General features: G+C 37.6%; 15 protein-coding genes. 8 read left to right on the top strand and 7 right to left on the bottom strand.

What is annotated here, in order from left to right:
* Positions 1–5 precede the first annotated feature (5 nt).
* Together RT138_RS10265 and RT138_RS10260 are read right to left on the bottom strand one after the other, a co-directional pair.
* Positions 6–2,204, bottom strand: coding sequence for a TlpA disulfide reductase family protein (locus RT138_RS10265; protein WP_313190611.1), 2,199 nt, complete (start codon positions 2,202–2,204; stop codon positions 6–8).
* Between the two features lie 118 nt (positions 2,205–2,322).
* A complete protein-coding gene (locus RT138_RS10260) occupies positions 2,323–2,847 on the bottom strand; it encodes a DinB family protein (RefSeq protein WP_313190610.1) in 525 nt (174 codons plus the stop codon).
* Positions 2,848–3,015: 168 nt separating this feature from the next.
* Between RT138_RS10260 and RT138_RS10255 the strand changes: the two genes are divergently transcribed.
* The 3 genes from RT138_RS10255 to RT138_RS10245 all read left to right on the top strand — a co-directional run bounded on the left by RT138_RS10255 (position 3,016) and on the right by RT138_RS10245 (position 4,665).
* A complete protein-coding gene (locus RT138_RS10255; protein WP_313190609.1) occupies positions 3,016–3,537 on the top strand; it encodes a hypothetical protein in 522 nt (173 codons plus the stop codon).
* A gap of 91 nt (positions 3,538–3,628) precedes the next feature.
* The gene (locus tag RT138_RS10250) at positions 3,629–4,015 is read left to right on the top strand and encodes a hypothetical protein (RefSeq protein WP_313190608.1); all 387 of its coding nucleotides are present in this window, start codon (positions 3,629–3,631) and stop codon (positions 4,013–4,015) included.
* Positions 4,012–4,665, top strand: coding sequence for a sigma-70 family RNA polymerase sigma factor (locus tag RT138_RS10245; RefSeq protein WP_313190607.1), 654 nt, complete (start codon positions 4,012–4,014; stop codon positions 4,663–4,665). Before RT138_RS10250 ends, RT138_RS10245 begins: the two co-directional genes overlap by 4 nt.
* 99 nt (positions 4,666–4,764) lie before the next feature.
* Here RT138_RS10245 and RT138_RS10240 read toward each other — a convergent pair whose 3' ends face one another.
* The 5 genes from RT138_RS10240 to RT138_RS10220 all read right to left on the bottom strand — a co-directional run bounded on the left by RT138_RS10240 (position 4,765) and on the right by RT138_RS10220 (position 9,104).
* Positions 4,765–5,193, bottom strand: coding sequence for a hypothetical protein (locus tag RT138_RS10240; protein WP_313190606.1), 429 nt, complete (start codon positions 5,191–5,193; stop codon positions 4,765–4,767).
* Positions 5,194–5,337: 144 nt separating this feature from the next.
* A complete protein-coding gene (locus RT138_RS10235) occupies positions 5,338–5,631 on the bottom strand; it encodes a hypothetical protein (RefSeq protein ID WP_313190605.1) in 294 nt (97 codons plus the stop codon).
* 7 nt (positions 5,632–5,638) lie between these two features.
* Entirely contained in the window at positions 5,639–6,259 is a 621-nt protein-coding gene (locus RT138_RS10230) for a M17 family peptidase N-terminal domain-containing protein (RefSeq protein WP_313190604.1), read from the bottom strand.
* A 364-nt stretch (positions 6,260–6,623) separates the two neighbouring features.
* On the bottom strand, positions 6,624–7,250 hold the full coding sequence (locus RT138_RS10225; protein WP_313190603.1) for a response regulator transcription factor: 627 nt from the start codon (positions 7,248–7,250) through the stop codon (positions 6,624–6,626).
* A 3-nt stretch (positions 7,251–7,253) separates the two neighbouring features.
* Complete coding sequence (locus RT138_RS10220) at positions 7,254–9,104, bottom strand: sensor histidine kinase (protein ID WP_313190602.1); 1,851 nt, start codon at positions 9,102–9,104, stop codon at positions 7,254–7,256.
* 323 nt (positions 9,105–9,427) lie between these two features.
* Here RT138_RS10220 and RT138_RS10215 point away from each other — a divergent pair, with 323 nt between their 5' ends.
* The 5 genes from RT138_RS10215 (at position 9,428) to RT138_RS10195 (ending at position 15,324) form a co-directional block, all read left to right on the top strand.
* Positions 9,428–10,417 carry a hypothetical protein gene (locus RT138_RS10215; RefSeq protein WP_313190601.1) on the top strand — a complete coding sequence of 330 codons (990 nt, stop codon included), beginning with the start codon at positions 9,428–9,430 and terminating at the stop codon, positions 10,415–10,417.
* Positions 10,418–10,621: 204 nt separating this feature from the next.
* Positions 10,622–10,999, top strand: coding sequence for a hypothetical protein (locus RT138_RS10210; protein ID WP_313190600.1), 378 nt, complete (start codon positions 10,622–10,624; stop codon positions 10,997–10,999).
* A 172-nt stretch (positions 11,000–11,171) separates the two neighbouring features.
* Positions 11,172–13,037 carry a hypothetical protein gene (locus RT138_RS10205; RefSeq protein WP_313190599.1) on the top strand — a complete coding sequence of 622 codons (1,866 nt, stop codon included), beginning with the start codon at positions 11,172–11,174 and terminating at the stop codon, positions 13,035–13,037.
* A gap of 99 nt (positions 13,038–13,136) precedes the next feature.
* The gene (moaA, locus tag RT138_RS10200; protein WP_313190598.1) at positions 13,137–14,123 is read left to right on the top strand and encodes a GTP 3',8-cyclase MoaA; all 987 of its coding nucleotides are present in this window, start codon (positions 13,137–13,139) and stop codon (positions 14,121–14,123) included.
* A complete protein-coding gene (locus RT138_RS10195; RefSeq protein ID WP_313190597.1) occupies positions 14,086–15,324 on the top strand; it encodes a molybdopterin molybdotransferase MoeA in 1,239 nt (412 codons plus the stop codon). Before moaA ends, RT138_RS10195 begins: the two co-directional genes overlap by 38 nt.
* The last annotated feature ends 2 nt before the right edge of the window (positions 15,325–15,326 follow it).

Raw genomic sequence — 15,326 nt, 5'->3', positions numbered from 1 at the left:
TTCTTTTATAAGCTTACAAATTCTTCAACCAAGCTTTTCCAATCTTGCCCAAACTCAATTGGAATCATTTTTCCTTCAGGGCTGATCAGCACCTTTGATGGATAGCCCGTAATCTTGTAATCAGTCTGTACTTTTCCATCTGATATCAAAACGGGGAAGCTGTATTTATTCTTACTGATAAAGTTTTTAAGATCAGCCTCCTGATCATAACAAGAGATTGTCAAGATCTTTAATTTATCCTCCATCAAGGCATATTTATTTTCATAGAGCGAGTTAAATTCAGGAAGCTCCGCAACACATGGACCACACCATGTTCCCCAGAAGTCGATAAAGGTCCATTTGCCTTCAAAATGAGAAGGAGCAACTTCTTGACCTGCCAGATCTTTCAACAAGAATGCGGGTGCATTTTCAAGTTTAGGGAAAACATCAGATTTCAAGAAACTCGAAAATCCAGCTTTATCATAGTTCTCATGATAAAATTGTTTTAACATGGAAAAACTCTTGGCAGGAGATTTTGCAAATTCTGAAATATATTCTTTGAGAACAGAATCCTTCCCTGAACGCTTACCCAATTCAGCTAAGTAAACCTCTGAATAGTCCTTCTTTGCCCCTGTAAAAACGTTGTCGTAGTAACTTTGGTACTCATATTCAATATTTCCTTTTGAAGATAAATCATAAGCCTTTTTCAAATATACTCCTCCCAACTCTGGATCTTTATTCTTTAATGCCTCAAACATCGAAAAATTAACAAAAGCAAGATGGGCCTTATTGATCAGTCTTTTGTCCTTGATTTTATCCTCAGCAAGAACTGCCAGCCTTTTTTCGAGTTTATTATACTCCTCAGTATCGGTTCTGCCATTGACAAATTGTTTTTGAACTAACAAAATAATATATCGCCCAACATTTCCATCCTTCCAGTCAGCATCATCCAATGCAAACATTTCATCAATACCATTTTGGATTGCTTGATTATCTGAAGATCCCTTATATGTAGACCAGACTTTCATTGGGCCAATGAAGCGCTTTTCTCGATCAGTTAATTTCGTAAAAATAGCATCCATACGGTCTATGCTATATTGTGTATTGGATCTGACTCCTTGAGATAAACCCGATTGTAAATAATCATAAAGGTAATGATCGGTTAGCAAAGCAGTAGTTTCCAGGAAGTCTTCCATGGCCAAGCTATCAATTCTAACCTTATTGATAAGATGATAGGTGTTGACCAGAATCTTTGAAGGTGTTTTCATTAGCACCCGTTCATAATTAAGGTAGTCTTTCCTAGTTTGATAGGTAGGTAATATTATTTTTAAATAATTGGGATCAGAACCAAATTCTTTACCATAATCACTGATATATTGTTCGAATTTTACGCTATCAACTTCTTGGTTATGCCTGAAATGCTTACTTCTATAACTACCTTTTAAGACCATGGCACTAAAATGGGGATCAAGTTTTTCCACTTTTCTCCCCTCCTCTCTAGTAACTACTGATAACTGACTATAATTAAAAGTATTACCATCAATAGTTGTTGTCCCAGCTATTTTAGCTGTTATTGCTATTATATATTTAGTTTTAGGATCAAATCTGATTTCAGAAGTTTTCAGACTGTCCGTGCTATTCGTTCTTCCAACTACCCAAGCCTTCTTATTTCTTTCTTTTATTTTATAGGTAAATGCTCCTAATTGAAATTCAGATTGCTTTAATTGCTCTGGTTTAACATGGGCAAAGTCATTGAAATAGACATCGTGAAAAAGGCTTTTAAAGCTATTGTTGATTAAAAAAATCTCATCCTTTAATAGGGTTAAATTAAATTCCTCTTTTACATTTGTCAATTTTTGATTGAATACCGCAGAATCCTGTACAAGAATTTTGTTCTGAAAAGTTAAAGGATAGTTTAAATAGGATTGGACAAATCCTAGAAAATTGGATGAACTACCTAGCCCATTAATTATATCATCGGTTTTTAGAGTAGAGAAATTTACGGATTTATCCTTTAGATCAATTTCTTCCATACCATCTAGGCTCAATACCAGTTGTTTTTGTTTTTCAGTATTGCTGGATTCACGAACTGAAATGTAAAATGTGGTTTGCGTGGATTGGTCATTACTGATAGTCGTCTCCACAATCTTATAATGGATAGGATATTTTTGCGCAAAAGCCAACTGGCCAAATAGGACAAAAAAGAAAATAGCAATATTCTTCATGGCATAATAATTAGTTAATTAAATATAACTCCTAAAGAGCATATTACCAAAACCTTAACCTTTTATTAACTATTGAAAAATATTGCTAGTGGATTTACCAGAATTAAGATAATTCTTATTAATAAGCAATACTATTATCCACATCATATTTCATTCCGGGATAATCCAAGATTCTACGCATGAGGGCCATCTGTCCGCACAAGTAGTCTTCCCGGCCAATGCACATGCCTACAAAGTTTAATTTATCCTCCTTAATAAAGGGCACCTGCATTCCCATCTCAAACGTTTCTGCCAAAGTTGCATCATCAGCTTCCAACAAGGCTTGATAAACTTTTGGTGAAATCTGATGGAAATTATCAAGCAATTGCTTTAATGTTGGGTACTCCTTTTGAGCATCCAATGTCTTTCCCATGTAAAATAGATCATGATAAGGATCCCCTTCTTTTAATCCTAAGATGTTTCCCATGCTATAGCGAACATTCACATAATTTCCGGCCATCCATACCAAGTGGTTTGTCCGATTATCGATTCTCTTGAGTGCGTTCTCTTCCGAAATACCGTCCAGAACATTGATAAAGGTTTGGGTATGCATTCTATATGCGGGGATAATGATGTTCAATTGTGCTGATTTAGCTGTATCCATGATAATTAATTTATTAGTGTATATCAAAGTTAGCCGTTACGGAAAGAGAAATACTTGTCCTATGGCAAGAATTTCCTCTCGATTTAATAATGAAATTATTCACGATTGAAGAACAACAAATATTTAGATTTAACTTTACAATCTATACTTAACGATGAACACCTGAAAATGGAAAATCTAGAACTAACCACCTTCATCTTAAAAGACAAGCAATACAGCATCCGTGATATCAACAAGATAGATTCCTCCCAATTTATCCCAATAACGGATATTTCCCAGCTAGACCCTGAAAAGTTAGACCGAGATTATATTGATGGTGTACTGCTTATGAAATTCAATGGGGAGACCATTATGGATTTCACCTTCTGGGACGATATCGTTGATCTTTGGCATTACTTTATCAATTCCCTGGAGGAGTTGATCATAAAGAATGAAAGCAGTTTTTCATTTCCAAGCCAGCCGCTGCCGGTTTCCATTAAAATCGTTAAGGACAGGATTCGGTTGGTAATAGAAGATAAATCCATTAATATGAAGGCGGAACAATTTCTGGAAGTTTTGATTCAGGAGGCCATTACATTCTTTACGGCACTGATGTCTTTATTTCCAAGACAGGAAACTGAATACCATCAAACGATATTAAGGATTTATAAAATAAAACTTAGCTTAGAAAAAAGATTTACGGCCTATTAAAAGAGCTTTTTCAATAATTTCCAAATTCCTTGTAACCTTTCCCGATGTCATTTACCCTAAATAAATACAAACGAATTAAAAAGGAAAAAACATGGAAAATACTATTAAAAATCACACGCTGAATTCAATATTCAATTTATTGAAATATGTCTTTGTAGTGGTCCCCATAGTAGCGGGAGCTGACAAATTCACTAACTTACTTACAAATTGGGAACAGTATGTCAATCCATCTATTGCTGATCTCCTCCCCTTTTCGGTAGCCTTGTTTATGAAGATTGTGGGGGTAATTGAAATAGTAGCAGGTATAATCGTATTTAAGAAACCAGAATTAGGAGGATTTATCGTTTCGGCTTGGCTTACATTGATCGCCCTTTCCTTATTGGCCGGATTTAACTATGTAGATGTTGCAGTTCGGGATTTGGTGATGGCCATTGCGGCATTATCCATGGCTAGATTGGCAAAAATTGTAGGACAATGATAAAAGAACAATTTGAGCAATTAACAGAGGTTGAAATCATCGATCGGGTTTTAGATGGCGACAAACCGCTTTATGAAATTATTGTAAGGCGGTTTAATACCTACCTCTATAAAATTGGACGGTCGTACAGCTATAACCATGAAGATACCCAAGACCTGATGCAGGACACTTATATTGATGCCTTTAAATGCTTGGCTCAATTTAAGCAAGGATCAAGCTTCAAGACTTGGATCATCAGGATCATGCTCAACAATTGCTACAGGAAGAAAAATAAGTTCAGTTTCAAGAAAGAGACTGTCAATGAGATTATCAACGAAAATGTAATGCCTATGTTCAACTCCAACAACGATGCGCAGAAAGAGATCTTCAGCCATGAACTGGGGAAAATTATCGAAGCGTCTCTATTGAGGATTCCTGAGGACTACAGGATGGTTTTCTCTCTACGTGAAATCAATGGATTGAATGTAGCAGAAACCTCTTCCCTACTTGACATCAGTGAAGCGAATGTAAAAGTGCGTTTAAATCGTGCAAAAGCTATGCTCAGGACCGAAATCGAAAAAACTTATTCACCAGAGGAACTATTTGAATTTAATCTCTGCTATTGCAATCCCTTTACGGAAAGAGTCATGAAAAAGATCCATGAAATTTAGTGCAGCCTTATTATATATCCATATTTATTATTTGATAAAAATGCGAAGTTTTCACTTCGCATTTTTTGCCTTATATGGAAAAGTTTAAGTCTGTAGTCTTTATTGTTTCGATCCCTCGAAACTGTACATTTCCTCTCCTTCAGCAGTAACCTTTGATACAAAGGACAACGCTTTGTTAGAATTGGAATAGACTAATATCCCCTGAGGTTCTGAGCTTTCAGTCAATATCCCTCTACCGGAATTATTGTACACCTGAACTTCTTTCACTGGAAGTTTTAAGCTGCTGTTTTTTACAGTAACCTTGACCTTATTGTCACTTACTTTACTAATTTCTAGCAATTCATTAAATTTTTTCTCTCCACCTACGATATCAATGGTTCCTTTGAAGGTTCCGATCACTTCGTCAATACTTCCCGAACCAGTTTCTGGCTCCTTTTCATCCTTGGAACAGCTAGTAAACAACATAGTCATGCCCACAAACAGCAAGCAAATGGAAAAAATAGTCTTTAAATTTTTATCTCTTTTCATATTGAATAATTAAATCTTCTGGCTTGGAAGAAAGTTTGATTGAATACAGCAAAATTATCACCCGAAGAAATAAAATTCAATACCTGCAAACCGGTATAATAAAACACCTGATTTTAGTTACCTAGAAAAACATAGTCCCAATACCTATCCCTTATCATCAACAATCTTCTCATAGGTTCTTTCGCCCCTTTCATTGATCATGACCAAACCAGAGCCCCCTTCATTATTCAGAAAGAAATAACTGCTGTTTCCTTTGGGATGGCTGAATTTGATATGGGTTCCTTTGCTGTCAAGCTCTAGCACTGCAGATGGGAAATCAGGATTCGGATTCTGAAGTTTTATGGAAGGAAAGCCATTTTCAATCGAGATGATCAATCTTGAAACACCTGCTGCATCTGTGATATGCAATTCTTCTGCCTTAAGTATTTTCTTGGACATATGCGATCTAATTATTATTGTTCATTAATTTTTGAAAATTCCCCTTGAATTTATCCGCCTTAGCATTGAAATCTGTAAATCCAGCATCAAAAAACCATTTCTTGATGGAAGGAGCTTTGACTAAACCGAGTTGGTGAAATTGTTCTTGCCTATCGATACGTTCCTTTAAGGCGGAAAGCATCTGCAAGGAAAAATCTCCATCCGGCTCAATACCACTATCCAAAATACTTGGAGCAATAGCTACACTTTCCAAATTAAGTTGATAAGCTAACCTAGTAGCAACACTCACCGCATCGGCACTCGTCTGTCCAGACCAATCTTCCGGTCTTCCCAAACCAATTATGAGCAATCTTTCAGATTTGATCTTCCCAAGGTTCTGATCAACCAATAAGGTATCCAGATAATTTCCGGAAAAGGCTTTCTGATCCCTTAAAGAAAACAGTAATCCGTCCATGGCATCATTAAGATGCAACAGCCCGCCTACAGGTTCCTTTTGGTTTATTTCGTGCGTAAATAAACAGGCACAACTTAAATCAACCTCAGCCATGGAGGCATCCCAGGTAACTAATTCTATTTCTACGGATTTGTAAGTGCCGATTTGGCTTCTTTGAACAGATGGATTTGACATAATATTTAAATCGAAAAGAAATTTTAATAATTCGGTGATTAAATTTTATAATCAAAACATTAGGTTTTCAAAAATGTTTTCCAGAATAATTATTATTGCAAATTAATTTCTTTTTCACGATTCTTTCAGAATTAGAAATGTGTAAAAGAGAGATTCAGAGCACAGCGAAGAATCTATTTTTTATTTTTTTAAGAATCCTTGTCATCTCGAATCGTAAGATGAGAGAACCATTTTTTTGTATGCTGTTAAAGAGGATTATTTGAAAAAGATTTCCCCCCTAGGGGTTATCCGAATGACGATTCGGCCTACTACAAACATTCCACCTGGTTTTTTCCTTAATCCAAGCCAAGTTCTCCAATAAAAATCATTCATCCAATCCCAAATCCTTTATCTTCTGCAGGAGATTGACAGTTTTGTTAACATTGAATTTTTGCATCAGATTCCTGCGATGGGTATCCACCGTAAATGGACTGACAAACATAATTTCAGCAATCTGTACCGAACTCATCCCTTCAGAAAGGTATTTTATCACCTCCTTTTCTCGTCGGGTGATTGGTGGAAATTCCTCGGAAAGGTTTACCTTCGAACTTCCCAAACTTTTTTGCGCATTCAAATCCAGATAAACACCACCTTCATGAATATGGTTTATCGCCTTAACGATCTCATCCATTGCTGCACTCTTAAGCAAATAGCCTGATGCACCGCCATTTAACATCCTCAAAATGACGTTCCTATCATCCAGATTGCTCAGGGCCAAGATCTGTAAATCAGGATACTCCTTCTTCAATTCGACACAAAGATCAATGCCATTCCCATCAGGCAATTGAATGTCTAACAGGAGTACATCAACCACCACTTTCGAGATGATTTCCCGAAGTTCTTTAGCTGAAGATGTGGAGCCTATTATTTCAATAGTATCGTGCGCGGCAAGATAACTTGTCAAGCCTTGGGTAATCAAGGGATGATCATCGCAAATAACAGTTCTAATCATAATTTACAATTGGCATTCTATAATTATATGTGTTCCTTCTCCAGGTAGGGAATCGATCTTCAATGAACCTCCTATGCTTTTCAATCGGGACTCTAGATTATCCAAACCCATATTTCGCTGTATACTTTCAGGGTTAAAACCCTTTCCATTATCTTCCGCTTCAATCATGAGGAAACCATTTTCTACGGAACATTGCAGCAATATTTTTGTTGCCTGCGCATGTCGGACCGCATTGGTAACCAATTCCTGTACAATCCTATAAATGGAGAGTTGAATATTCTTGTCCTTTATTCCCTCCAAACCCTGTCCATAATAGGAAATTGGCCTACTGACGGACTGCATAGCTTGACAAAAATGTCGAATCGCTTCATCCAGTCCATTTCTCTTCAATACCGAAGGCTCCAAATTCTGGGCCGTATGCCGCAAATCGGTGATGACAGTCTCCAACTCATTGACTACAGTGGGTAGGTCCTTTTGTTCCGAATCCCGAGCAATCCGTTCCACATTCATTTTTAGTCCCGTTACTCTACCCAAAAGCCCATCATGAAGTTCTCTGGCCAAGCGTTTTCGTTCTTGCTCTTCCCCATCGACCAATGCCTTTGCCACATCGATTTCACGTTGCTGTTTGAGTAAAAGGGTATCCTTCATATTACGCTTTTTCCGAGCATTCCAAGCATACCAGACCCAGAGGCCAAAAATGCTGGTCAACAGGACCCCACCCAATAAGATGGCCCTGTTCAAGATATTCCGGTTTTCGAGCAGTATGATCTCCTGCTCCTTTTCCTTTGTCCGATAACGAGTTTCAAGCTCCGCCATTTGCTTTTTAAAATCCAATGAACTCAAGCTATCACTCATCTGTTTATGATTTCGGATAATTTGATATGCAGCCCCCATATTCCCTAATTTCGCCTCCATTTCTGCAAGGTCACTCATCAGACCTAATCGGTTCTTGGTCATGGCTGATCCTCTTGGATCGCGCAATAATTCTTCGAGCTCAACCTTCGCGGCTTGATAATTTTCAATCAAATTATATACAACAACCTTTTCATACTTCAAATAATAGAAATCCCAATAGGAATTATATTCCTGAGCCCATTCCAATCCTCTCTCGATACTTTTCAATGCCTCTTGGTAATTTTTCTGTTGAATCAGCGACCTCGACCTATTCTTGTAATATGCAGCAGCTAATTTCTTGTCCTCCAACTTATTCAACAATTTCTCCGCTTTACCCAAAACACGGTCTCCCTTTTCTATTTCCCCCATCGCATAGAATAAATCAAACATATTGAGATAGGTAAATAATAGGTTTCCTGACTCCTGTTCGGGCGTCCGGACCAATGAGACTGCCTTCTCAAAATAATCTAAAGCCTTCTGGTATTCTTTATTGTTATAGAATACCATTCCTACATCTGTAAAATAACCCAATAGCAGATCATTATCCCCCGATTTTATGGCAAAAGGGATACAATAGGTCAAAGTGATGTCCAAAAATGATTTATCATTATCCGCCTGTTGCTCCAACGAACCGTAATTATGCCACAATCTTGCCCGATAACCGTAAGCAGCAGGCTTATCTATATCCTTGAGGAATTTTTCAGCCTCCATGTAGAGCTTCTGACTTTTTGGATTGTCATAGCCATAGTAAATCCCAGCTTCATAAAACAGATAGATTCCACGCAGGAAATCTTTCCCTTCGACCAATGGCTGAGCTTGCCTGAGCGTCTCAAAGGCTTTAGCTGTATCGCGATAGGACCAGTAATCGGAAAGTTTTACCAAAGCAGTAAATTTTTCTTCCTTGGTTTTGGCCTGCTCGAGATTCGACTGTAATGCAGGAAGTTCTTGTCCACTCGCCATAAGATGTAGTAGAATCAAAAATAAGACGGCAATATGAATGCGAACTGCAGGCATAAGTATGTATTAAGATACATGGATTTTATCAAAAATGTTACGCTTATAATTAAAACTACTGGAAAACTAGTAGAAGGTTTTAGTCGATTTATAGTATTGCTATAAAATTGGGCTGGATTTAACTTTGTATCAAGCTTTTGAAAATTGCAAAATCAATCAGGTTTACACGATATATACTAAGACCCATGCTTATAAAAACAAAAAAAACAATCTTCCCTTTCATCATTGTCATTATACTTTCTTTAACTGCTTGTAGCAAAGATGACATCATGGGAAGCGATAGCAAGGCAATAAAAAACCTACCGGGAAGCATATATTGGTATTTTGCAGGAGAAGTGGGCTATATGGATTTTGGTTCAGGAAAATATAATGACAAATGGATAGGTATCGGCCCTGGAAATTCCCGGTATGATAGTTATGACATTAGTTGGGACAATAAAAAGACCCTGCTGACCATGGATGTTGAAGGTGCCTTTAATTTTACGGAAAGAAGATTTGTCCTTCGGGATAAAGGTGCAAAAATGGATTACAGTTCATTAAAGGACGGAAAAAATGTTTTTGATATCACCTATGAAGCAGATGATATTGAAATTACCGATGCCCATATCTCGCCAAATGAAAAATACCTCGTATTAGATGCCCAACATTTTGCAGATATGCCAATAACCATCATTGATGCGACAAACGGCAATTTCATTAATTCCTGGTACGTGAAGGGGGTAAGTTTCTTGAACTATGGCATTCCTGTCTGGACTTCCGACAATACCGTCTTTTTCAGGATTGGCAATTCGGTTTTTAAGAGTTCTGCGGCAGATGGTTTTAAGACCGCTCCGAATGTCTTTACCCAAAGTGGGATTAGTTCTGTCACCGTCAATCCCCAAGGCACAAAACTGGCATTCCGTAAGGATAGACACCTATGGATGTGCGATATTGATGGAAGTGACATGAAGCAGATCACGACCAGTGAACTATCAGAGGTGATAAGCTACGACGGCGAGCACAGGCCTACCTTCTCCCCCGATGGAAAATACATAGCCTTTACGGGGGCAAGTAAAGGAGGAACCCCTTGGAGCGACCATGACTATGCGGATGGCTCATGGATTGCATCTGTTGGTGGAAAATATGGATACATCGTAATCATTCCTGCCGATGGAAAAATGTATGATCTGGAGAAAAAGGATAGTGGTGCAATTTGGCTGAAACAACCTGATGCCGATTATGCAGGAATACCTTGCAGTGCAAATCTGATCTGGCGATAAAACAATGTATGATTCAACCTATCTAGGATAGGCTTCTCATAGTAATAAACAAAGTTTCAAAGAAGCAAACGGACCGAATGGTCTGTTTGCTTTCTTATTTTATAAAAAGAATAATCTCAAATCAATTATAGCCAATAATATTCTTCATAACCTTTTTATAACATTTTAGATTTTCTTAGTTTTATAATTATCAAAACTGATAAAATGAGTACCCAAATCGTAATCATCTTTGTGCTTGCCCTGCTTGCCGTATCCATTATTGATACATTAGGCTCTATTATCGCTTTCAGATTCAAATTCAATTACGCTTATTTCATCATCTTTTCATTTGCTATCTATTTTCTAAGTGGCTTTTTTTTATCGATGTTCACATCGGCCAATACCGTACTTTTTTTATCAGGCATGGTTGGCTTTTATGATGGTACTGTGGGAGTAGAAATTGCCAAACGCTTCAATGGATACCAAGAGCCCGATCTGAAACTTATCGAGAAAAATAAAAACTTACTTGGAATAGTATCATTTTGTCTAGCTCTCATTTTTGGTGGATTGGGTAGATTCCTCTATACATTAATGGCTGGATAACCCATAAACATTCCCTAAAAATACCTACCAATAGGTATTTCCATCCATTATTTAATCCTGTAATTTAGAATAGGTTAAAATTCATTTTGCGTAAAGCAAACCTGCAACCAGTTATTACTTTCTATTACACTAATGGCAATCAAAAATTGCCGACACCAAATTATTCTTTGTTATGAAAAGCCTTCTCTATCTTTTCTTGATTATTCCAATACTTTCATTTGGACAGCATCCTGTGAAACCCAATATTCAACCCACTTATGCTGATGCAGTATATCTCGCCAAATTGGAAAATCTGGTCAAATCTAAGAAAGTTGAAGACTTACGCTCCTTTTCTGAGGAAATAAAGACGGTCTTAGAAAGATATAATATCAATGAAAGAAATGCCGATCAAATACAAAACCCATTCCTGCAGGATTTACTAAATGCCATAAAGATTATACCTTCCGTGGACCAAGCCATTTCTCAGGATTCTTCTAAAGCTTTCACCGATAATGATGAGGATACTGATGTGCCAGGGAAAGCTAAAGAATTAGATCTTAAAGCAATTACATTAAATACAGCGCCAGGATTTGGTTGGGAAGCGGCGGTAATCAATGGTCTTTCTACATTTATGGCGAATCGATTCAAACAGGAGGTTATTTATTATGGCTTAAATAAACTATTTAAACAGATCACAGACAAAGAAGAGGAAATATTCGATGCCTTACTCCCTGAAACTTACCAAGAAACCAAAAGGCTATATGATCAAAAAAGTTATTACAGTGCAGATTTGATATTCCTTAGACAGGTAGTTGATAATGACCTTGGAAATATCCATAAAAGACTGGCCAGTGAAGCAATACGGGTTTTTCCAAGAATCCCTCCTCAAGGTGCAGATATCCTAAAAATTGCTGCCAATCTTCACGCTGACCTAGGTACTGGAATTTCACTCCCTAGTATATTTCAAAAATTGAACAGTGAAATCTACCATGATCAGGAAATTGCTAAAGCTGTCGCCATAAACCACCTATTATCCGAAGCCTTACGAGATACTGTTGGAGGTACGAGTACTTGGATCAATATCAATCGACTAAACTTCTCTGACCCAAACAATAAGACCAAAAGATATTTTATCGGCCTCCTGAATGAACAATTTAAGCCATATTCCAATAAATATGACATCTACCAATTTGAGAAGTCAATAAAACAATTACTGTTCTATTTTGATGAGTTAAATGCCGCAAGCCAGTTTATTGCCAAAAACAATTATTACCTCAATACCGAACAAGGGCTGACACTATTAGGTATGCTCCAATCCTCCTTTTCAACATTCTTGAAATCAGGCAATGCCGAAGGTGTTTTCTACTTAAAACAAGAATATCTCGCATTCTTTTCAAATTATCAGGACTTCGCTTCCTCCTTGGTCCGACGAGATTATCAAAAAGCACTGGTGAGCATTTTAAGCCAAATGAGAGATTACCTACCTGCCGATAAACAAGATACCTATCGAAGATCCCTCATCTTTATGGTTCAACTTGCGGAAGTTGAAGCAGATAAAGACATGGAAAAACTATTGGAAGCATATGCCCTACCAATTGGGGGAAGTTCCATCAAAAGACATAGTAATTTTAACATCAGTTTAAATGGATATGTCGGTTTAACAGCAGGAAGAGAGATTGCCTATGGTTCAGAAAATCAAACCAAAACCAATATTGGACTTGCAGCTCCAATCGGCGTATCGGTCAGTTTTAAAAATTACATCACTTTCTTTGCGAGCATTATTGATCTAGGAACATTGGTGAATGTTCGTTTGAACAATGACACTACTTTTTATTCAAACCTTAAATTTGAACATTTCCTTGCTCCAGGTGTAGGGTTCTATATTAACCATAAATCTTCTCCCCTAACCTTTGGGGTACATTATAATTATATTCCAAGCCTAAGAACCATCAAGATCGGTAATGGAGAAGCTGCTATCACGGAAGAGCATATTTCTGTCTCCAGATTCAATGTTTCCGTATTGGTAGATATTCCATTGTACACCCTTTTTAATAAATAAAATTAACCAAAGGGTATTTATTCCCTCAATATGTCCCCAAATTGCCTTAATTCCTATTAAAACATTAAGTATATTTGGTAGAGGACATCTATGAAGGATATGTTGAAGGATAAATTTGGGCGCTCTATTAATTATTTACGACTTGCTGTTGTAGACCGATGTAATCTACGTTGCACCTACTGTATGCCCGAAAATGGTCTTCCCTGGATCAAGCAAAATGAATTGATGACAGATGATGAAATAATCAGGCTATGCAACATATTCTCTCAACTTGGCGTAGATAAGATCCGTATTACCGGTGGTGAACCTTTTGTAAGGAAAAACTGCATGGAACTGATCCAAAGAATTTCCCAAATTGACAAGCTCAGCGAAATAAGCATCACAACCAACGGTATCTTGACAGAACCTTTTATCCCGCAGCTAAAAGCTGTTGGAATCAAATCTGTCAACCTTAGCTTAGATACCTTGGACGAGGATAGATTCCTCAAAATTACCCGGAGAAATGAATTTCATCAGGTCATGAAAACTATGGAAGGCCTACTCTCAAACGATATTCAAGTAAAGATCAATTGCGTAGTAATGGACGGTCAAAATATAGAAGACATCATTCCATTGGTCAACTTGGGCAAGACCCTCCCAATTGCTGTCAGGTTCATTGAAGAAATGCCTTTCAATGGTGATAATAAAGAGATTTCCCTAAAATGGAACTATCATAAAATATATCAGCATATCCAAGAACACTTTGGAGAAATCAATAAACTAAAAGACCCTATAAGTTCCACCTCCTATAATTATAAAATACCAGGATTTAATGGGGAATTTGGAATCATAGCAGCATACTCCCGTAGCTTCTGCGGGGATTGCAACCGAGGCCGTATTAGTCCATTAGGAGTTTTGAAAACCTGTCTATATGAAGGTGGGGGAATAAACTTAAAAGATGAAATGCGATTGGGAAAAACAGATATGGAGCTAAAAGATTTAATCATACAAAGCGTACAGCATAAACCTAAAGATGGTTGGGAAGCTGAAAAAATTAGTTTAGATCCCAATGCTATTCATCAATCGATGGCAACAATTGGAGGATAAAATGGAAATGATTACCGTTGAGCAAGCTGAACAGATTATCCTTTCTGAAAAAAGGGATTTTGGAGTAGAATCTATTCTTCTTCAGGATGCTATTGGAAGGGTACTCGCTGAAGACCTGTTCGCGGATCGCGATTTACCTCCATTTGACCGAGCAACGGTTGATGGAATAGCAATCAATGCTAAAGCCCTCTCTGCTGGAGTTCAGAAGTTTAAAATCCAAGGCGTTCAAGCTGCTGGAGAACAACCTATTTCGATTACATCCGTAGACTCCTGTATAGAGATCATGACGGGTGCAGCTTTAGGCCCTTCAATGGACAGTATTATCCGTTATGAAGATGTAAGCATTGAGAATGGCTATGCCGTCATCAATCTTGAGGTTAAAAAAGGACAAAATATCCATGTAAAGGCTAAAGATAAAGCACAAGGTGAAGTCCTTGTTCAAGCTGGAAAAATTATTGGCGCTGCTATCATGGGAATTGCCGCATCTATTGGAAAAACGGAGGTTTTGGTAAAAAAACTTCCGAGAATCGCCATTATTTCCACTGGCGACGAAATGGTGTCCATTGATTCAGTTCCAAGCCCATATCAATTGAGACGATCCAACGGCATCAGTATACAATCTGCATTGAAGAAATATCAGATTTCGGCGGATGCATACCATCTCAACGATCATTTCGATGAAATCAAAGCAAAACTTTCTGAGTTCCTCGTTCATTACGATGTAATAGTCATGACTGGTGGCGTTTCAATGGGAAAATATGATTTTCTACCAAAAGTTTGCTCCGAATTAGGCGTAAAGCAACTTTTCCACAAAATCAAACAGCGACCTGGCAAACCTTTTTGGTTCGGAAGGGATAAAAACGACAAACTGCTATTCGCATTCCCGGGCAATCCAGTTTCTGTATTTATGTGCCTGAATCGATATCTCATTCCCTGGTTGGAAGCTTCATTGAATATCGAAGCATCCTCCCCGAAGTATGCCATCTTACAAAATGACATTCTGTTTTCAACTGCATTACAATATTTTGCTCAGGTAAAACTGAAATTGAACAATTTGGGACAATTAACGGCAGAATCCGTCAACAGCAATGGTTCGGGAGACTTTTCACATCTCGCCGAAACAAATGCCTTTATTGAACTTCCCTTAGAAAAAAACAGTTTTTATAAGGGCGAAGTTTACCAAGTATGGACCTATAAATAGTA

The sequence above is a fragment of the Sphingobacterium sp. genome (assembly GCF_032065005.1).
Classification (GTDB): domain Bacteria; phylum Bacteroidota; class Bacteroidia; order Sphingobacteriales; family Sphingobacteriaceae; genus Sphingobacterium.
Note: the sequence above shows the minus strand (reverse complement) of the source record. Positions and strands in the feature narration are given on the sequence as shown.